At 70.7% G+C, this 19347-nt stretch carries 18 protein-coding genes and 1 tRNA gene; 14 read left to right on the forward strand and 5 right to left on the reverse strand.

Going from position 1 to position 19347, the window contains the following annotated elements:
• Positions 1-69: 69 nt before the first annotated feature.
• The 3 genes from ACFV6V_RS16875 (at position 70) to ACFV6V_RS16885 (ending at position 1476) form a co-directional block, all read left to right on the forward strand.
• The gene (locus ACFV6V_RS16875) at positions 70-468 is read left to right on the forward strand and encodes a DUF6234 family protein (protein WP_385565218.1); all 399 of its coding nucleotides are present in this window, start codon (positions 70-72) and stop codon (positions 466-468) included.
• Between the two features lie 63 nt (positions 469-531).
• Positions 532-924, forward strand: a complete 393-nt coding sequence (locus ACFV6V_RS16880) for a ribonuclease domain-containing protein (RefSeq protein ID WP_385565220.1) — start codon at positions 532-534, stop codon at positions 922-924.
• A 144-nt stretch (positions 925-1068) separates the two neighbouring features.
• Positions 1069-1476, forward strand: coding sequence for a VOC family protein (locus ACFV6V_RS16885; protein WP_385565222.1), 408 nt, complete (start codon positions 1069-1071; stop codon positions 1474-1476).
• Positions 1477-1660: 184 nt separating this feature from the next.
• Here the strand turns inward: ACFV6V_RS16885 and ACFV6V_RS16890 are convergent, their stop codons facing one another.
• Positions 1661-3181 carry an ankyrin repeat domain-containing protein gene (locus ACFV6V_RS16890; protein ID WP_385565225.1) on the reverse strand — a complete coding sequence of 507 codons (1521 nt, stop codon included), beginning with the start codon at positions 3179-3181 and terminating at the stop codon, positions 1661-1663.
• Positions 3182-3204: 23 nt separating this feature from the next.
• Complete coding sequence (locus ACFV6V_RS16895) at positions 3205-4158, reverse strand: hypothetical protein (protein WP_385565227.1); 954 nt, start codon at positions 4156-4158, stop codon at positions 3205-3207.
• A 305-nt stretch (positions 4159-4463) separates the two neighbouring features.
• On the opposite strand from ACFV6V_RS16895, the gene ACFV6V_RS16900 reads away from it, so the two are divergent.
• On the forward strand, positions 4464-5183 hold the full coding sequence (locus ACFV6V_RS16900) for a S1 family peptidase (protein ID WP_385565267.1): 720 nt from the start codon (positions 4464-4466) through the stop codon (positions 5181-5183).
• Positions 5184-5310: 127 nt separating this feature from the next.
• On the opposite strand, the gene ACFV6V_RS16905 is transcribed toward ACFV6V_RS16900, so the two are convergent.
• A complete protein-coding gene (locus ACFV6V_RS16905) occupies positions 5311-5697 on the reverse strand; it encodes a hypothetical protein (protein ID WP_385565229.1) in 387 nt (128 codons plus the stop codon).
• 103 nt (positions 5698-5800) lie between these two features.
• Here ACFV6V_RS16905 and ACFV6V_RS16910 point away from each other — a divergent pair, with 103 nt between their 5' ends.
• From ACFV6V_RS16910 to ACFV6V_RS16930, 5 genes are all read left to right on the forward strand, one after another.
• Entirely contained in the window at positions 5801-6136 is a 336-nt protein-coding gene (locus ACFV6V_RS16910) for a chorismate mutase (RefSeq protein WP_385565231.1), read from the forward strand.
• Positions 6133-7119 (forward strand): asparaginase, encoded by a 987-nt coding sequence (locus tag ACFV6V_RS16915; protein WP_385565233.1) that lies wholly within the window; start codon positions 6133-6135, stop codon positions 7117-7119. The genes ACFV6V_RS16910 and ACFV6V_RS16915 overlap by 4 nt, the downstream gene beginning before the upstream one ends.
• A gap of 106 nt (positions 7120-7225) precedes the next feature.
• Positions 7226-9742 (forward strand): aminopeptidase N, encoded by a 2517-nt coding sequence (gene pepN / locus ACFV6V_RS16920; RefSeq protein WP_385565234.1) that lies wholly within the window; start codon positions 7226-7228, stop codon positions 9740-9742.
• 218 nt (positions 9743-9960) lie between these two features.
• Complete coding sequence (locus tag ACFV6V_RS16925; RefSeq protein WP_385565237.1) at positions 9961-11331, forward strand: pyridoxal phosphate-dependent decarboxylase family protein; 1371 nt, start codon at positions 9961-9963, stop codon at positions 11329-11331.
• The gene (locus ACFV6V_RS16930; RefSeq protein ID WP_385565239.1) at positions 11331-12785 is read left to right on the forward strand and encodes a lysine N(6)-hydroxylase/L-ornithine N(5)-oxygenase family protein; all 1455 of its coding nucleotides are present in this window, start codon (positions 11331-11333) and stop codon (positions 12783-12785) included. Before ACFV6V_RS16925 ends, ACFV6V_RS16930 begins: the two co-directional genes overlap by 1 nt.
• Here ACFV6V_RS16930 and ACFV6V_RS16935 read toward each other — a convergent pair.
• A complete protein-coding gene (locus ACFV6V_RS16935; RefSeq protein ID WP_385565242.1) occupies positions 12782-14590 on the reverse strand; it encodes a bifunctional metallophosphatase/5'-nucleotidase in 1809 nt (602 codons plus the stop codon). The genes ACFV6V_RS16930 and ACFV6V_RS16935 overlap by 4 nt on opposite strands.
• A 98-nt stretch (positions 14591-14688) precedes the next feature.
• Between ACFV6V_RS16935 and ACFV6V_RS16940 the strand changes: the two genes are divergently transcribed.
• From ACFV6V_RS16940 to ACFV6V_RS16955, 4 genes are all read left to right on the forward strand, one after another.
• Positions 14689-15384, forward strand: coding sequence for an SIMPL domain-containing protein (locus ACFV6V_RS16940; RefSeq protein WP_385565244.1), 696 nt, complete (start codon positions 14689-14691; stop codon positions 15382-15384).
• Positions 15385-15696: 312 nt separating this feature from the next.
• Positions 15697-17133, forward strand: a complete 1437-nt coding sequence (gene pyk / locus ACFV6V_RS16945; RefSeq protein ID WP_385565247.1) for a pyruvate kinase — start codon at positions 15697-15699, stop codon at positions 17131-17133.
• Between the two features lie 96 nt (positions 17134-17229).
• Positions 17230-17814, forward strand: coding sequence for a hypothetical protein (locus ACFV6V_RS16950; RefSeq protein WP_385565249.1), 585 nt, complete (start codon positions 17230-17232; stop codon positions 17812-17814).
• 26 nt (positions 17815-17840) lie between these two features.
• Positions 17841-18389: a hypothetical protein gene (locus ACFV6V_RS16955; RefSeq protein WP_385565251.1), complete on the forward strand. Its 549-nt coding sequence runs from the start codon at positions 17841-17843 to the stop codon at positions 18387-18389.
• Positions 18390-18447: 58 nt separating this feature from the next.
• Here the strand turns inward: ACFV6V_RS16955 and ACFV6V_RS16960 are convergent.
• Positions 18448-18522: transfer RNA gene (locus ACFV6V_RS16960), tRNA-Leu, on the reverse strand.
• Between the two features lie 97 nt (positions 18523-18619).
• Here ACFV6V_RS16960 and ACFV6V_RS16965 point away from each other — a divergent pair.
• The gene (locus ACFV6V_RS16965; RefSeq protein WP_385565253.1) at positions 18620-19273 is read left to right on the forward strand and encodes an ANTAR domain-containing response regulator; all 654 of its coding nucleotides are present in this window, start codon (positions 18620-18622) and stop codon (positions 19271-19273) included.
• Positions 19274-19347: the final 74 nt, after the last annotated feature.

The raw sequence follows: 19347 nt of genomic DNA on the forward strand, positions 1-19347 counted from the left end.
TGGTGTGCTCAGTGCGCATGAGTACGCGTACTCATGCGCACCACGGGTCGCGATGATCAGGCTGGCGGGATGAGTGAACGTTCCATCAACCGTGATCCGCAGCAGGGTGAGCACAAGTCATCCGGGTTCGCCGCATACGCGCTGGTGATCCTGGAGTTGTCGGGCCTGCTGCTGACATACGGGGCCTGGGCGCGGTCGGGGCTGAGCGTCGACGGGGAGGCGAGCGGGGACGCGACGGGCCCCTACCTCGGGGTGGTGGGCGTGCTGCTCATGGTGGCGCTCGCGCTGTGCGCGTACGGCACCTGGGCGCACAAGCGCGCTCTCGTGCGCGGGCAGTTGGTCATGGCCGGGCTGCTCATGCTGGTGCTGCTCGGCGGCGCCGCCGTCCAGGATCACGAGAGCGGGCGACCGGTATCGCTGGGGTTTCCTTTGTGTGAACATCCAGAGGTGACCGATTCGTGTAGGTGAATTGCACAGGAACTCCCCACGGTTGTCATTGACGCGTCAAGTTCTACGCGCGTCAATGGAGTCATGCGAATCCCCCCACGATTCACCCTGCTCGGCGGCGCCGCCGCCCTTGCCTCCACCCTGCTCATCGGTGGCCCGATCGCGGCCCCGGCGAGCGCGGCCTCGGCGTCCGTCGGCGAGATCTGCTACTCCGCCCTCCCGTCGCAGGCGCATGACACCCTCGAACTCATCGAGGACGGCGGTCCGTTCCCCCACTCCCAGGACGGCACCGTCTTCTCCAACCGTGAAGGCGTCCTTCCGGCGCAGTCGAGCGGTTACTACCACGAGTACACCGTCGAGACGCCCGGATCCCCCACGCGAGGGGCCCGCCGCATCGTCACCGGTGAGTCCGAGGACGAGGACTACTACACCGCCGATCACTACAGCTCGTTCGATCTCGTCGACCACGGCTGCTGACCGCCGCCACTTCCCCACCCCCCACACCCCGTGCCGCCGGTCCTCCTCGGGCCGGCGGCACGGTTGTTCTTCACCCTTTCCATGCGGACGGAATCTGGCCTATATGCCGCCTACGGTCCCAGTGACGACAAGGAGGCGACACCCATGTTGCGAGGACTCACCACCGTCAGTTTCTGGGCGGCCGATCTGCCGGCGGCCAAGGCCTGGTACACCGAGCTGCTCGGCACGGAGCCGTACTTCGAGCGCCCGGGGTATGCGGAGTTCCGTCTCGGTGACTACCAGCACGAGCTGGGGCTGATCGACAGCAGCTACGCTCCTCCCGGCTCCGCGACCGGACCCGGCGGCGCGGTCGTGTACTGGCACGTCGAGGACGTGAGCGCGGCGCTCGACACACTGCTGTCCAAGGGGGCGAAGGAGTACGAGCCGCTCACGGAGCGTGGCCCGGGCTTCGTCACCGCGTCCGTGACCGACCCCTTCGGCAACGTCCTGGGCATCATGGACAACGCGCACTACCGGGAGGTGCTGGCCGCCCGCGGGACGGGGGACGCGTAGGGGGCACGAGCCCCGCAGCGGCCCCACGGCTCTCCACGGGGCCGGGCGAACCCGAGCCTGAGTCCGTACGGGATCCCCTGGACGAAGTCCGGGTGGGGGAGGGGAGACCGAGGACACGGGCACCCCTGGCGCCGTCACGGGGGTGCGGCAGACCACGAAACCGCCCACCCGCACCCGCACCGCTTCAGTGGCTTCGCGGCACCGTCGCCTCCAGGCGGCGCCGCGCCCCCTCGTCCGTGACGTACTCCAGCGCCTGCTCCGCGGTGGACCACGCGTACCCCTCCGGGTCCTCGTCCATGAGGATCCGTGCCAACGCCTGGACCGCGCGGGCATCCTGACGCATCGCCAGGCCCCGTGCCGCCTCCGCCTCGATGTCGGGAACCGCATCCGCGAGCCGGTCCGCCAGGGCCTGGCGGACCGCGGGGCCGTCGGCCCCGGTGTCGGCCAGCACGGTCGTCGCCCAGTCCCTGACCCCGTCGTCCTCGTCCCGGGTGAGCCCGATGACCGCGTCGACGCCCTCGGTGTGGTCCCCGGGGAGCAGCCCGTGCAGCGCCACCGTCACACCGAAGCGCACCTCCGGGTCCGTGTGCCCGGCGTGCCGCAGGATCTCCGTGACCCCGGCGGGGTCACGCTGCTGGCCGAGCCCGGCCACGGCGGCCCGGATCACCTCGGGATCACCGGCCTCCCGTGCCAGCTCCCGCAGCAGCGGCACCACGCGGGCGGGCAATCCCGCGTGCCCGGGGTTGCCCGGGGCGCCGTGGTCCTCGTCCGGCAGCCCGAGACCCGCCAGCACGTCGGCGGCGAACGCCTGCCGCAGCGGATCCTCCGTACCCACCCACGCCGCCGCGGCCCGGAAGGTCTCCTCGTCGGCCCGGCTCTGGAGTACGCCCACGGCCTCGGTCCAGTCGGCCTGGTCCGGGTCCCCGCAGTGCAGGGCGCGCTCGGCCAGCTCGTCGGCGGGTGTCCGCGTGCCCAGCGCGGCCTCCAGCAGGGTGGCGACGGCCGCATGCCCGGTCTGCTGCTCGTTGCCCGCCACAAGGCCGCCCTCGCGGATCAGCTCGACGACCACCGTCACGGTGCCGTCCTCCTCGACCCGGCGGGACACGGTTTGGAGCCCTTCGCCGTCCATCCCGGACAGCTCCCTGCGCAGACGCGCCTCCACGTCGACGCCGATCCACTCGCGGGCCTCTGCGAGAGCCTCCCGCGTGGGCCGGGCGCCGTGCCGCAGCAGGGCTCGTACACAGGACGGCGATCCGCGCCGGGCCGCGGTCACCAGCGGCGGCTCACCGCCCGGACCCGGCAGGTCGGGGTCCGCGCCCCCGGTGAGCAGCAGGTCCACGATTTCGGCGCGGCCCTGGCGGCAGGCCCAGGTCAGCGCGCGTACCCCGGGGTCCTCCTCCAGGTCGGGCCGTGCGCCCGCGGCCAGCAGGGCCTGCATCACCTCGGTGCGGCCCCACACCGCGGCCCCGCACAGGGGCAGCCCCCCGCCGTCGGCATCGCTCGGACGGTCCGGGTCGGCGCCCGCCGCGAGCAGCAGGCGCACCATCCCCGGCTGGTTCAAGGACGCCGCGGCGTAGAGCGCGGTCTGCCCGTCCTCGTCGGCGGCCTCCGCCGCGGCTCCCGCCCGCAGCGCCCGTACGACGGCGTCGTCGTCGCCCTGGAACAGGGCTTCGAAGAGCTCTCCGTTTAGCTCGTCGGTCCTCATACGAAAACCCTACGGAAAGCCCCTCAGGTGTCGCATTCGAGAATGGTCCGGCACAGTGCGCACCGCGCCCGGACCCGGCCGCGTACGGGCACCCGGATCCGCTGGTGGCAGGTGGGGCAGGGGAACGACACCCGCAGCCCGTCGCCGGGCATCCGCTCGAACGCGTACGCGTACGCGGACCCCGGCGACCGGAGACCCGCACCCGGCGAGGAGCCGGACCCCGGGGAGGGGCCACCCCCGGGCCGCCCCGCAGGGTGCTCCTGCGCCTGGCGCCGGTCCTTCGCATAGCGCCGCCGCCCGTTCCATCCCGCTGCGGCCAGCGGCGGCTCCCGCCCGTCGCGCAGCGCCTGCGCCCGCCCCGTCGTGTAGGCGGTGTACGCCTGCGGGCTGGTGAACCACACCGAGGGGTCCTCGTCGAACAACAGTGCGCGCTTCGCCAGTACGTAGCCGAATTCCTCGGGGGTCAGATAGCCCAGCTTCTGGCTGGAAACCGCGTCCTCGCGGTACGCGTCGAGCAGCAGCCAGCCCGCCCCCAGATAGGTCGTCACGGTGTCCGTGAGGATCTCGTTGTCGCGCGTGCCGGGGAACGTGAGCCCGAGGCGGTGCAGCAGCACATGGGTGATCTCGTGGGCGAGTGCCGCGCCGATGTCCCTGCGATACCTGCGGAACCGGTCGTTGAGCTCGATGAAGTACTCCGGCCCCGCGGTGAGTTCGACGCTCGCCGCATGCCGCATCTCCCGGAAGCTCACGATCATCCGGGCTTCCGGCAGGCGCAGTTGACGCACCAGGGCATGGGCGACCCGCTGGGCCCCGAGATGGAGGTCGTCCTGGTCGCAGAAGGCCACATCGGCCGGGGCCACGCTGTTCGCGTACGCCCGGACCCCGTCGTAGGACAGGCGTTTGTGCAGCGCGGTGATGGCCGCCCGCGCGGTGTCGAGGTGCGGGTAGCCGTGCACCACCTCGCTGTCGTCCGCCACGTCCGTACCCCCTGCCGGTGCCGTGCGACGCCTCGAGGTGCCGCCCTGGACAACGGTCGACCGCTGTCAACTCTACGACCCGGAAACGCGGTGCCGCGTCTCGCCGGGCGGTCTCCGGCTGGCCGAAAGCGGCGCCTTGTGGTGCACGCCACACCGTCCTCATAATCCGGACCAGTGTTGACGGGCTCATGTCACCCAGTGAGTCGTGTGTCGACACGCAACCAGCAACCCCCCACGGAAGAAGGCATACGGTGAACCACACCCTCGTACGTGCCCTCAAGAGATGCATTGCCGCCGGTGCGGTGATGCTCGCCGCGATCAGTCTCCAGCCGACCTCCGCCACCGCCGCCCCCCAGCCCGTCGTCGGCGGAACCCGCGCCTCCCAGGGCGAGTTCCCCTTCATGGTCCGCCTCTCCATGGGCTGTGGCGGCGCGCTGTACACCCAGCAGATCGTGTTGACCGCCGCCCACTGCGTGAGCGGTTCCGGTAACAACACCAGCATCACCGCCACCGCGGGGGTCGTGGACCTCCAGAGCTCCAGCGCCATCAAGGTCAAGTCGACCAAGGTCCTCCAGGCGCCCGGCTACAACGGCACCGGCAAGGACTGGGCGCTGATCAAGCTCGCCAAGCCGATCAACCTCCCGACGCTGAAGATCGCCGACACGACCGCGTACAACAGCGGCACCTTCACCGTGGCCGGCTGGGGTGCGACCCGTGAGGGCGGCTCGCAGCAGCGCTACCTGCGCAAGGCCACGGTCCCGTTCGTCTCCGACGGCGACTGCGCCTCGGCGTACTCCGAACTCGTCGCGGGCGAGGAGATCTGCGCGGGCTACAACACGGGCGGCGTCGACACCTGCCAGGGTGACTCGGGCGGCCCGATGTTCCGCAAGGACAACAACAACGCATGGATCCAGGTCGGCATCGTGAGCTGGGGCTACGGCTGTGCCCGGGCCGGCTACCCGGGTGTCTACACCGAGGTCTCCACCTTCGCCACCGCCATCAAGAACGCGGCGGCGACGCTCTAACTCCGCCCCATCCGCGCCCAGCGCACCGAGCGGGGGCGGGGAAGGCATGCCAGGTGGCTGCCTTCCCCGCCCCGCCCGGTCTCCGTGCCGCGCTCACGCCGGAGGCGGCGCAGCCACCGGGACCGGCTCAGTCCTCGGTGAACTCCTTCTTGACGCAGACCTCACCGGGGCCGTTCCAGCAGAGCTTCAGCATGTACTTGGCGACGTAGGGGACGACGTTGTAGTCGAAGTAGCCGCAACCGGAGTCGCCGCCGTCCTCCTTCGTCTCCTTCAGCTGCCAGCCGGCCGTGTACATATAGAGCTTGCCGGTGACGCCGTGTCCGTCGGCCCGGGTGTCGCAGACGCGAAACGTGTCGGGGTCGTCGTCGAGGTGGGTCATGGTGCCGATGGTGTTGCCCCCGCGCTTCAGTCGCAGGGTGGTGTCAGCGGCGCTGGCGGTACCCGTCGCGCCGACCACGAGAGTGAGGGCTCCGGCCAGCGCTAGGGTGCTCTGAACGATTCGGTACGTCCGCATCGCCTCTCCTTGTGATGTGCTCATGGCAAAGACTGCTCAAGCCTAGATCGTTCCCGTGCCGACCCCGGCAGCGGGAGCCCCGGCCGACGTAGGCTCAGCCCCCATGAGCACAAGCGAGCCCCTCGACATCGACGAGTCCGTCCACGCCGAACTGATCCGGCTGCGTGAGAGCATCGACAACATCGACGCGGCGGTCGTCCATATGCTCGCGGAACGCTTCAAGTGCACCCAGCAGGTCGGCCATCTCAAGGCGCGCCACCACCTCCCGCCCGCCGACGCGGCCCGTGAGGCCCGCCAGATCGCCCGGCTCCGCGAGCTCGCCGAAAGCGCCAAGCTCGACCCGGCGTTCGCCGAGAAACTGCTCAACTTCATCATCGCCGAGGTCATCCGCCACCACGAGACCATCGCCTACAAGGAACAGGAGCAGGACCAGTCGTGAATCCGGTCGTCGTCTTCACCCTCGGTGGCACCATCTCCGCACGTGGCGGCGACGCCTCACGGATGACCGGCGCCGAAGTGCTCGCGGCGGCGGGCATCCCCGTGACCGCCGCGGTCGAACTGCGCGACTTCCGGCGGCTGCCGAGCTCCTCGCTGTCGTTCGACGACATCGCCGCGCTCGCCAAGGAGATCGACACGGTCACCGCGGCCGGGTCCGGGGCCGCCGTGGTCCAGGGCACCGACACCCTCGAGGAGACGGCCTTCCTCCTCGACCTGCTCTGCACCACCACCGCGATGCCCGTGGTCGTCACCGGCGCGATGCGCCGCCCGGACCTGCCGGGCGCCGACGGCCCGGCGAACCTCGCCGGGGCGATCGCGGTGGCCGCCGACCCCGGCTGCCGCGGCCTGGGGGTGCTCGTGGTGTGCGCCGACGAGATCCACTCCGCCCGCCACGTACGCAAGACCCACACCACGTCCCTCGCCACCTTCGCCTCACCGGGCGCGGGCCGGCTGGGCACCGTGGTCGAGGGGAGCCCCCGGATCCTGCTGCGGCCCGCGCACCCGCTGGTGGTGGACGCCCCCTTGTCGCTGCGGCGCCAGGTCCGTGTCTGCCTGCTCACCCTGGCGCTCGGTGACGGCGGCGAACTGCTCGACAGCGTGGACGAGCGGTTCGACGGCCTGGTGGTGGCCGCCTTCGGCGCGGGGCACGTCCCCGCCTGGCTGGTCGAGCCACTGGAACGGCTGGCGGCCCGGATGCCGGTCGTCCTGGCCTCCCGTACCGGCGCGGGCGCCCTGCTCAGCAGGACCTACACGGGTCCGGGCTCGGAGAGCGACGTGCTGGCCCGCGGACTGCTCTCCGCGGGCCATCTCGATGCCCCCAAGGCACGCCTGCTGCTGCACGCACTGCTGGCGGACGGCGCGGACCGCGAACGCGTCAGAGGGACCTTCGCCCGGATCGCCGGTGGGGCTGCCGCTCCGGCGTGACGCGGCGACCGGCCGTGACCGCCGCGGGACCCGTTCGGGCAGCGAGCGAAACCCGCGCACGCTGAGAGCGAATCCCCCGTGCCTCCGCGCCACCCCATCAGGCAGCATGACCTCCATGTCCGTACTGACGCGCAACGAAGCGCAGACCCGAGCCGAGCTCATCGACGTCCACCGGTACTCGATCGAACTCGATCTCACCACTGGTGATCAGAACTTCGACTCACGAACCGCGATCCGGTTCACGGCCCGGGCCGACGGGGACAGCTTCATCGAGCTCAAGCCCGCCACCCTGCGCTCCGTCACCCTGGACGGACAGCCCCTCGACCCGGAGACCCTCGACGGGAACCGGTTCCCGTTGAAGGGGCTCACGGCCGGTGAGCACGAGCTGCGCATAGCCGCCGCGATGCGCTACTCGCACACCGGCGAAGGCATGCACCGCTTCACCGACCCGACGGACGGTGAGACCTACACCTACACCCAGCTGTGCATGGACGACGCGCAGCGGGTCTTCGCCGCATTCGACCAGCCCGACATCAAGGCGGTCTTCGAGCTCAGCGTCACCGCGCCCAAGGGCTGGACGGTCCTCGCCAACGGAGTCACCACGCACCAGGGCGACGGCCGCTGGACCGCCGCGCCCACACCGCTGATCTCCACCTACCTCGTCGGCGTCGCCGCAGGGCCCTGGCACTCCGTGCGCACCGAGCACGCCGGGCTGCCCTTCGGCATCCACTGCCGCCGCTCCCTCGCCCCGTACCTGGACGCCGACGCCGACGAGATCCTCGACGCCACCCGGGCCTGCTACGACCGTTACCACGAGAAGTTCGAAGAGCCCTACCCCTTCGACTCGTACGACCAGGCCTTCGTCCCCGAGTTCAACTCGGGTGCCATGGAGAACCCGGGACTGGTCACCTTCCGCGACGAGTTCGTCTACCGCTCCGCGGTCACCGACACCGAGCGGCAGACCCGCGCCATGGTCATCGCCCACGAGATGGCCCATATGTGGTTCGGCAACCTGGTCACCCTGCGCTGGTGGGACGACATCTGGCTGAACGAGTCCTTCGCCGAGTACATGGGCTACCAGACCCTGGCCGAGGCCACCACCCGCTTCACGGGCATCTGGACCGACTTCGGCATCGCCCGCAAGACCTGGGGCTACGACGCCGACCAGCGCCCGTCCACCCACCCGGTCGCGCCCGACCCCGACGCCGTGCCCGACACCGCGTCGGCGCTGGTCAACTTCGACGGCATCTCCTACGCCAAGGGCGCGTCCGCCCTGCGGCAGCTCGTGGCCTGGCTCGGTGAGAAGGACTTCCTCGCCGGAATCAACCGTCACTTCACCCGGCACCGCTTCGGCAACGCCACCCTCGCCGACTTCATCGACTCGCTCGCCGCCGTCACCGACCGCGATGTGCACGCGTGGGCCGAGGTCTGGCTGCGCACCACCGGAATCGACACCCTCGCCGCCGAGGTCGCGGAGGCCGACGGCGGCTGGCAGCTCGCCGTCGCCCAGGACGGAAACCGCCCGCACCGCATCGCCGTCGGCGCCTACGACCGCGACCCCGTGGAAGCCGGCCGCCTGGTGCTGCGCGAGCGCTTCGAGACCGACGTGCCGCAGACGCAGCAGGGCGAGTCAGCGACACGACCGGGACGCCGCCCCGCCCTCGTCGTCCTCAACGACGGCGACCTCACCTACGCCAAGGTCCGCCTCGACGGCACCTCCGGGGAAGCCGCGCTGCGCACCCTCTCCGGTATCCCCGACGCGCTCACCCGCGCGGTGGTCTGGAACTCCCTGCGGGACATGGTCCGCGACGGCCAGCTCGCACCCGTCACCTATCTCGAGGCCGCTCGCGCCCATCTCCCCGAGGAGCCCGACCTCGCCGTCGTCCAGGGCGTCCTCGGCTTCGCCCGCGCCCATGTCCTCGACCGCTACCTCGCGCCCGATGACCGCCCCGCAGGGCTCGCCCTCGTCACCGACCTCACCCGCGACCTGATCCGGCGCACCGAGGACGGCAGCAACTCCGGCCTTCGACTCACCGCCGTACGCCACTTCATCGACGCCGCCGCCCACCCCAACGGCCTGCACGACTGGCTCGACGGGGAAGGCGTGCCCGGCGGACCCGAGCTCGACCCCGAGCTGCGCTGGCGCATCCTCGCCAGGCTCGCCGTACTCGGCGCGATCGGCGAGACGGAGATCGCGGCGGAGCTCGACCGCGACCCCAGCGCCACCGGCCAGGAGGGTGCCGCCCGCTGCCGCGCCGCCCTGCCCGCCCCGGAGGCCAAGGAGGCCGCCTGGTCCCGGCTCTTCGACTCCGACGACCTCTCCAACTACCTGTTCACCGCCACCGCCCAGGGTTTCTGGCAGCCCGAACAGGCGGAGCTGGTACGGGACTACGTGCCGCGCTACTACCCCGCGGCCGTCGCCCTCGCCGCCCGCAGGGGCCCAGCCATCGCCCAGGCGGTGGGCCAGCACGCGTTCCCGGCCCACGCGGTGGACGCGGAGCACCTCCGGGTGGGGGAGGCGTGCTTGCGCGACACGGAGCTGACCCCGGCGCTGCGACGCCGGCTGGTGGACCAGCTCGACGACCTGAAGCGCGCCCTCGGGGTGCGCTCGCGGGAGGTGTGACGGGGTTCGCGTCGTGCCCGCACCCGGTGGGGCTTCGATCGCACCGGGTGCGGGACTCCGCGGTGGACCGCACCGCAGACGGGCGGCCCCGCAGGCTGCGGGCACACCGGCAACCTCCCGTCCCCCGTTCGGGTTAGATCACCGGAACCCGGAACCGCACGGTGCCGAACAAGTCCACCCTGGTGCAGCTGTCTTACCGCGCACCGGAGGACCCCCGCATGAGCACACCGCCCCTCGCCGGAGGGGTTGCAGGGCATGACGCCCTGCGCCCCCTCCTGGCCGTCGTCCTCGACGCGCTGAAGGAGGGCGCGGACCAGCGGGGCGGGCCGTTGCCGCGCGGGGGGCCGGACACGGTGGGCCGGGGGGTAAGGGACGCGGCCCGCCCCGTCGTACCCGAGCACGGCAAGGGCGCCGAGGAGGCGCTCCGTACCCTCGTCGGAGCTCTTGCCAGCGGCGCGGCCGACCCGGCGGACCCGCGGTGCGCCGCCCATCTGCACACCCCGCCGCTCGCGCTCGCCGTCGCCGCCGACCTCGCCGCTTCCGCGCTCAACCCGTCGCTGGACTCCTGGGACCAGGCGCCCGCCGCGTCCGCGCTGGAGGCCGAGGTGACCCGGGCCCTCGCCGCCGAGGTGTACCCCGGCAGCACATCACCCGACGCGCTGGTCACCACCGGGGGCACCGAGGCCAATCAGCTCGCCCTGCTCCTCGCCCGCGAACGGCACGGCGCCGTACCGGTCGTCTGCGGCAGCCACACCCACCACTCGGTCCGCCGCGCGGCCTGGCTGCTCGGACTGCCCGAGCCGGTCACCGTATCCGCCCCCGGGGGCACCACCGACCTCACCGCACTCGACGAGGCACTCCGCGCCCAGCGACGCCCCGCGCTCGTCGTCGCCACCGCGGGCACCACCGACACCGGGCGGATCGACCCACTCTCCGCCATCGCCGACCTCTGCGCACGGCACGGCGCCGAGCTCCACATCGACGCGGCGTACGGCGGAGCGCTGCTCTTCAGCCCCCGGCACCGCGCGCTGCTCCAGGGACTTGAGCGCGCTCGGTCCGTCACGCTCGACCTGCACAAGCTCGGCTGGCAGCCGGTCGCGGCCGGGCTGCTCGCCGTCCCCGACGGCGCCCTGCTCGCACCCCTCGCCCACACAGCCGACTACCTGAACCCCGACGACGACACCGAAGCCGGGCTCCCCGACCTGCTCGGCCGCTCCCTGCGCACCACCCGCCGCCCCGACATCCTCAAGATCGCCGTCACCCTGCGTGCACTCGGCCGCAGCGGGCTCGCCGCACTCATCGACCGCACCATGGCAGCCGCCCAGGAGTTCGCCGGCCTCGTCGACGAGCACCCGGCGCTGGAACTCCACGCCAGGCCCGTGCTGTCCACGGTGCTCTTCCGCCCGCGCGGCGCGAGCGACGACACCGTGGCCGCGCTGCGCCGCGCCCTGCTCCACGAGGGCCGCGCCGTGCTGGGCAGGTCCCGTGCCGACGGCCGCCTCTGGCTCAAGGCCACCCTGCTCAACCCGCACACCAGCCCCGGCGACCTCAAGACCCTCATCGCACTCGTGGAAGGCGGCACCACCTGATGACCGGCACGTCGGCCCCCGTCGCCCACGACCCCCACCAGCCCCAGGACCTGGTGGGCATCGGCATCGGCCCGTTCAACCTCTCCCTCGCCGCACTCGCTCACGGGCTGCGGCAGCGGGAGGGTGCGGGCGGCTTCGGGTTCGCGTTCTACGAGCAGCGCCCCGCCTTCCACTGGCACCCGGGCCTGCTCATCGACGGTGCCACCCTCCAGGTCCCCTTCCTCGCCGACCTCGTCACCCTCGCCGACCCGGCCAGCTCCTGGTCGTTCCTCAACTACCTCAAGGCCCGTGAACGGCTCTTCCCGTTCTACTTCGCCGAGAAGTTCCACATCCAGCGAGCGGAGTACGACGCGTACTGCCGCTGGGTCAGCGAGCTGCTCCCCGGGCTGCACTTCGGCCACCAGGTCGAGGCCGTCCGCTGGAATCCCGAACGTGCCCTGTTCGAGGTGGACTTCACCCGGCTCGACGGCGATGCCAACGACGGATCCGCGGACGCCGAGGCCGCCCTGGGGCGCGCGTACGCCCGGAACATCGCCATCGGGATCGGCACCGAGCCGTATGTCCCGGTGCCGCTGAAACCTCTCGCCGACGTACCGGCCGTCCCGGTGCTGCACTCTGCCGACTACCTCGCCCACCGCGAACGGCTGCTGGCCGCCGAGCACGTCACCGTCATCGGATCCGGCCAGTCGGGCGCAGAGATCTTCCTCGATCTGCTGCGCGCCCGGCCCGCGGGGGCCGAGAAGCTCCACTGGCTGTCCCGCACCGAAGCCTTCGCGCCCATGGAGTACTCCAAGCTGGGACTCGAACACTTCACACCGGACTACACCCGCTACTTCCACGCCTTGCCCGAAGCCGTACGGGACCGGCTCGTCCCGGGGCAGTGGCAGCTCCACAAGGGCATCGACGCCGGCACCATCGCCGCCATCCACGAGGAGCTCTACCGCCGCACCCTGCACGGCGGCTGGCCCGACGCCGTGCTCACCCCCGGGGTGCGGGTGCGCACCGCGGGGCGTGTCGCCGCCGCCAGGATCGAGCTGCACCTCGAACACCTTCAGCAGGGCACCCGCTCCCGGCTCACCACCGACGCCGTGGTCCTGGCCACCGGATACCGCGAGCGCCCGCTCGACCGGCTCCTCATGGGCCTCGACGCCTATATGCGCCGGGACGGATCCGAACGCCCCCGTATCGACGAGCAGTTCCGGCTGGTGCTCGACCCCGGCGTCACCGGCGAGGTGTACGTGCAGAACGCGGAGCGGCACACCCATGGTGTGGGCGCCCCCGATCTGGGGCTCGCCGCCTGGCGCAGCGCGACCATCCTCAACTCCCTGACGGGCAAGGAGCACTACCCGCTGCCGCGCCGTACCGCCTTCACCAGCTTCGGCCTGAAACAGCGGGAGGCGCCTGGCATTCCCGCCCAGGCGCCTCCGCTCATGCCGCTCGACAGGCAGCGCTAGAAGACCGGAACGCCGTCCCGGGTCAGCTTCCAGCCCTCCGAGGCGAAGGTTGCCGGGTCGATCGTCCCCTTGGCCTGCGCCCACTGGATGATCGTGTTGCGGATCTCATCCGAATTGGCCCACAGCTGCTGGGACTTGGCCACATGCGGGAAGGCGCCACCGCCACTGGCCCGGTAGTTGTTCACCGCCAGCACGAACTGGGCCGCGGGGTCGACCGGCTTGCCGTCGAACGACAGGTTGACGATCCGTGAACCGGACGGCTTCGCGATGTCGATCTCGTAGGTCACCCCGTAGACCGCGTCGTAGTTGTAGTCCGGGATGCTCTCGGCGTTCGTCAGCTTCGCCGTGTCCACCGGAGCCCCGGCCGGGGTCTGCACGTAGTACCGGGCCGAGTACTCCAGATAGTCCTTGAGCTGGGCGCCGGTCAGCAGCCGCGCCTCCAGCGTGTTCTCGAAGGGGTAGAGCCCGGCCGCCTCCCGGATCGTCACCTGTCCCTGCGGGATCGACGCCGTACGGGAGAAGCACGAGGCCTGGGAGAGCACCGGCAGCGCAGCGTACTGGCCGCCGGCCAGGGCCGCCTTCACCGTCTCCACCTGCACATGGCTGATCAGGTCGATGATCGGCTCGTCCTTCCACGGCGCCTCGGCCGTGGTCATGGCCGCGGTCGACGTGCCGATGATCTGATTGACGTACGTGACCACCTTCTTGTGCTCGTCCTCGAGCAGCCGGACGATGCGCGGGTCCTCGGCGGCCGTGTTGGAGTTGAGCACCTGCGCGCCGACCTTCTCGACGCTCCAGCGCCCCTTCTGCCACACCAAGTCGAAGTCGAACAGGGTCAGCCGCTGGCCCCACTTGAGGGGCTCGGACAGCACGACCTGCTTGCCCGTCTCCTTGTTGGTGACCAGGTACTCGGGTATCTCGGTGTGCGCGTGCCCGACGAGGATCGCGTCGATGCCCGGCACCTGCTCGGCCACCAGCGCCGCCGCGTTCTCGATGTGCGGGAGCTGGTCGCCGTACGAGGAGGTGCCGCTGGAGCCGGAGTGCGCCGACACGATGACGACGTCCGCACCCATCGAGCGCAGCTTCGGCACCCACTTCGCGGCCTGCTCCTCGAGGCCGGGGAACACCATCTTGCCGCTGACATTGGCCTTGTCCCAGATGGCGATGCCCGGGTTCGTCAGCCCCAGCACCGCGACCTTCACATCCCGGCCGCACGGGGTGCACAGCCGGTGCATGCTGTACGGACGGAACGCGGGCCGCAGGGTCTTGGCGTCCAGGGCGTTGGCGCCGAGCAGCGGGAAGTCGCACTGCTCCTCGAACTTGCGGAGCACCGGAATGCCGTAGTTGAACTCGTGGTTGCCGAGCGCCGCGGCGTCGTAGCCGATGCTGTTCATGGCCTGGGCCATGGGGTGGACGGGGCCGCGCCGGGCCGTGATCGGGTCCACCTTGGCGTAGTAGTACGAGAGCTGGGTGCCCTGGATGGTGTCACCGGCGTCGATCAGCAGCGTGTTGCGCCGCCCCTTCTCCCGCCGCACCTGGTCGACCAGGGTGGAGATCTTCGCCAGGCCGACGTCGTTGTGGTTCTTGTCGTCGAACTCCTTGTCCGTGAAGTAGTCCCAGTTGAAGACGTTGCCGTGCAGGTCGGTGGTGCCCATCACGGTGAACGAGTACCGCTTCGGCGGTCGTCCGTGGCCGTGGGCGTGCTCCTGAGCTGCGGCCGGAGTGGCGGCTACCGTCCCCGCGACGGCCGCACCGGCTCCCGCCACGGCCGTACGGCCGAGGAACGTCCTGCGGTTGAGCGGCATGTGTTGATCTCCCTCGTTCAATGGCACAACGCGCGTAGATTCTGGCGCAGGGCGGCTGCCTGCGAAAGTGTTCGGTGAACAACAGCGAGGGAGGCCACATGACGAATGACGCGGCGCCGTACGGAACCCCCGAAACCCCGCGAGTCGCCGTCCGCGGCGAGGCACGGCTGGAGGTCGACCCGGAGATCGCCCGGATCGGTGTCACCGTCAGTGCCCGCGGCAAGGACCGCGGGGCCGCGCTGGAGGACCTGACCCGCCGCAACGGCCAGGTGCTCGACCTGATCAAGTCCTATGGCGATGCGGTCGAGAAGCTGGAGACCGGTGTGTTCTCGATCAGTCCCGAGCTGACCGCCCACGGTCGCGGCGAACGCGTCCGCGCCTACCACGGCCGCGTCCACATCACCGCGGAGCTCGCCGACTTCACCGCCCTGGGCGAGCTCACCACCCGTCTCGCCGACCTCGACCTCACCCGCGTCGACGGACCCTGGTGGTCCCTGCGCCCCGACTCCCCGGCCCGCGCCGAGGCCCGCCGCCAGGCCGTACTCGAAGCCGTCCAGCGCGCCCGCGAATACGCCGGCGCACTCGGCGCCGGCCTCGCCGCCCTGGTCGAGCTCGCCGACATCGGCGCGGAGGCCCCGGCTGCGTACAACGGCCCCCAGGCATCCGGAGCCCTGCGCGCCGCCGCGTACGGGGGCGCGGACGGGTCGCCCGCGGCCCTCGACCTCGAACCCCAGCGCCAGACGGTCTACGCACAGGTGAACGCGCGCTTCACGATGACGCCACCGAAGCTCTAGGGGCGCGGAAGGCCCTCGGCGGTATCCCGCCGAGAGCTTCACTCACGTGCGGCGACTGCCGCTATTCCGCGGCGTTCCGAGGCGCTCCCGCCCGGTTCTCGGGGATGAGAGGCGCCGGCATCAGCGCGGCGAACGCCATCCGCGCCACGACCTGTGCTCCCGGCGGCCCGCGCTGCCGGGAGCGCAGAGGTGTGCGCTCAGAAGAGCACCCCTGTGCACATTCAATAGTTGTCAACAACCTTTCATGGAAAGGTTGTTGAGTGGCCATGTGCGACAAATTCGCTACCCGTCGGTAGGCCATAGGCTCGAATCATGCGCCGAGCAAAGATCGTCTGCACACTGGGGCCCGCCACCGATTCGTACGACCAGATCAAGGCACTGGTCGAGGCCGGAATGGACGTCGCCCGCTTCAACCTCAGCCATGGCACCCACGCTGAGCACGAGGAGCGCTATCACCGCGTGCGCAAGGCGTCCGACGAGAGCGGACGCAGTGTCGGGGTCCTTGCCGACCTTCAAGGTCCGAAGATCCGTCTCGGGCGATTCCGTGAGGGCCCGGTACTGCTTGAACGCGGTGATGAGTTCACGATCACCGTCGAACAGGTGGACGGCGACCGGGGTATGTGCGGGACCACGTATTCCGGCCTGGCGGCCGATGTCATCACCGGTGAGCGCATTCTCGTCGACGACGGCCGGGTCGCCCTGGAAGTGACCTCGGTCGACGGCCCGCGGGTGCGGACGATCGTGGTCGAAGGCGGTTTCGTCTCCGACCACAAGGGCCTCAACCTCCCCGGAGTCGCGGTCTCCGTACCCGCGCTGTCCGAGAAGGACGTCGACGACCTGCGCTGGGCGATCAGGCTCGGCGCCGATGTCATCGCCCTGTCCTTCGTGCGCAGCGGACGCGATATCGCGGATGTCCACCGGATCATGGACGAGGAGGGGCGCAGGCTCCCCGTCATCGCGAAGGTCGAGAAGCCCCAGGCCGTGGACAATATCGAGGAGATCGTCGCCGCGTTCGACGGCATCATGGTCGCCCGCGGCGATCTCGGCGTCGAGATGCCGCTGGAGCAGGTCCCGATCGTCCAGAAGCGCGCGATCAAGCTGGCCAAGCGCAATGCCAAGCCGGTCATCGTCGCCACGCAGATGCTGGACTCGATGGTCGACAACTCCCGGCCCACCCGTGCCGAGGCATCCGATGTCGCCAATGCCGTCATCGACGGCACCGACGCGGTGATGCTGTCCGGTGAGACCAGTGTCGGCAGCTATCCCGTCGAGACGGTGAGGACCATGTCCCGTATCGTCGCGGCGGCGGAGGAGGACATCCTCGCCAGGGGGCTGCCGCCGCTCACCGAACGCAACAAGCCCCGCACCCAGGGCGGTGCCGTGGCACGTGCCGCAGCTGAGATCGGGGACTTCCTCGGGGCCAGGTTCCTGGTCGCCTTCACCCAGTCGGGGGACACCGTCCGGCGGCTGTCGCGATACCGCTCACCGATCCCGCTGCTGGCCTTCACCCCGGACCCGGCCACCCGCTCCCGGCTCAATCTCACCTGGGGCGTTGAGGCCTTCCTCGTGCCGCAGGCAGCTTCCACCGACGCGATGGTCGACCAGGTGGACGAGGAACTGCTCCGGATCGGCCGCTGCGTGAAGGGCGACATCGTGGTGATCACGGCAGGGTCCCCGCCCGGGGTCTCGGGCTCGACCAATCTGGTGCGGGTGCACCACATCGGCACGGACGACTCACCCGCATCCTGACCCCCGGGGCGTTTGCCCGGTTCCTTCCTGGGCAGTCGGCGATTACAGGAGGCCTTTAAGCGTGGGCCGACCGACAACGGACACACGGAGGTCCGGATGTCCACTGGAATTGTCATCGCCATCATCGCCCTGGCGGTCCTCCTGGTCCTGATCGCGGGAGCGGTCTGGATGACCATGCGCCGCCGCCACCTCCGGCAGAGGTTCGGTCCCGAGTACGACCGGGCCCTCGACGCGGACGGTGGCGACCGGCTGACCGCCGAACGCGAGCTGCGCGCCAGGGAACAACGGCACCGCAAGCTCGACATCAAGGAGCTGCCCCCCGGGGCACGTGAGCGCTACGCCGAGGAGTGGAAGGGCGCGGAGGAACGCTTCGTGGACCAGCCGCGCCAGAGCGTCGACGAAGCGGATCACCTGGTCACCCAGCTCATGGGCGACCGCGGCTACCCGACGGACGGGTACGAGCAGCAAGTGCGCGACCTCTCCGTCGAGCACGCGGGCACCCTGGAGCACTACCGGGCCGCCCACGAGGTGAACGCCCGCAACAAGGACGGCAGGGCGACCACCGAAGAACTGCGCGGTGCCATGGTGCACTACCGCGCGCTCTTCAAGGAGTTGCTCGGCGACAGCCGCCGGGCCGAGCACCACCACCAGCACCGAGGCACACGATACGGCGCGGCCTGACCGCCGTTCCGACGAGGTGAGTTGACATGCGGAACCCAGAGACCACGCGCGGCGCACCGCCCGCGAGCGACCTCTCGACCGAAGATCTCACGCGGCCACGGCAGGGTGCGCGGGAGGAGACAGAGCCACGTGTCTACCCGGGCGAGGCCGGACCCGTGACCGGAACGGCACCCGCGTCCGAGGCGCCGCCGCCCGAAGCCGCATCCGCGCCCGAGGCCGAGGCCGAGCCCGCGCCGATGTCCGAAGCCGCGCCTGAGGCCGAGGCCGAGCCCGCGCCGATGTCCGAAGCGTCGGGGGTGCCCGTGGGGGAGCCACTCGTCCCCTCCGGCGACGCGGGGGACTACCGCGACCGCTGGCAGCAGATCCAGGGCACCTTCGTCGATGACCCCAGGGAGGCCGTACGCAACGCGGACACCCTGGTCGCCGAGGTGATCCAGTCCCTGGCCACGACCTTCGCCGACCACAAGCGGGACCTTGAGGCGCAGTGGTCCCGTGGCGAGGAGATCCAGACAGAGGAACTCAGGGTGGCGCTTCAGCACTACAGGGCGTTCTTCAACCAGCTGCTGGACGCCTGACGGACTGCGTACTGCGCCGCAATGCGCTGTGGGCGTGACCTTGGGAATGAAGGAAAAGTGCCCCAGGTGGGATTCGAACCCACACTGTCCGCTGTTTGAGAGCGGCCTCTCTGACCAGTTGGAGTACTGGGGCCTAAGAAATCCAGGGCGGCGGTGGCCCTGTGGGTCACCACCTTACCGCAGCTGGGTAGGCTCTTGGGGAGCAGTTCGTGACGCACCGAGGAGCCCCTGTGACCGCCCCCGAGTCGCCCCAGCCCGCCGCCGACGACGACACGTCGCACGTCCCGCCGCTGACGACCCGAGTCGTCATCGCCGAGGACGAGGCGCTCATCCGCCTCGACCTCAAAGAGATGCTCGAGGAAGAGGGCTACACGGTGGTGGGCGAGGCCGGTGACGGCCAGACGGCCGTCGATCTCGCGCGCGAACACCGCCCCGATCTCGTGATCCTCGATGTGAAGATGCCGGTGCTCGACGGAATCTCCGCCGCGGAAGTGATCGCCGAGGAGTCCATCGCACCCGTGCTCATGCTCACCGCGTTCTCGCAGCGCGAGCTGGTCGAGCGGGCCCGTGACGCGGGCGCCATGGCGTATCTGGTGAAGCCGTTCAGCAAGAGCGACGTGGTCCCCGCCATCGAGATGGCGGTGTCGCGCTTCGCCCAGCTCAAGGCGTTGGAGGACGAGGTCGCCGACCTCTCCCAGCGGCTGGAGACCCGCAAGCTGGTGGACAGGGCGAAGAGCATCCTGCAGACCCAGTACGGACTGACGGAGCCCGCCGCGTTCCGGTGGATCCAGAAGACGTCCATGGACCGCAGGCTGTCGATGCAGCAGGTGGCCGAGGCGGTCATCGAGGACGCCGAGGAGAAGAAGGCCGCGAAGGGGCAGTAGCCGGTGACGCGGTGATCCGGTGACGCAGTGGTCAGTGCGCACACGAGGAGGCCCGCACCCGAAATGATCGGGTG

It is taken from the genome of Streptomyces sp. NPDC059828 (assembly GCF_042731955.1).
Taxonomy (GTDB): domain Bacteria; phylum Actinomycetota; class Actinomycetes; order Streptomycetales; family Streptomycetaceae; genus Streptomyces.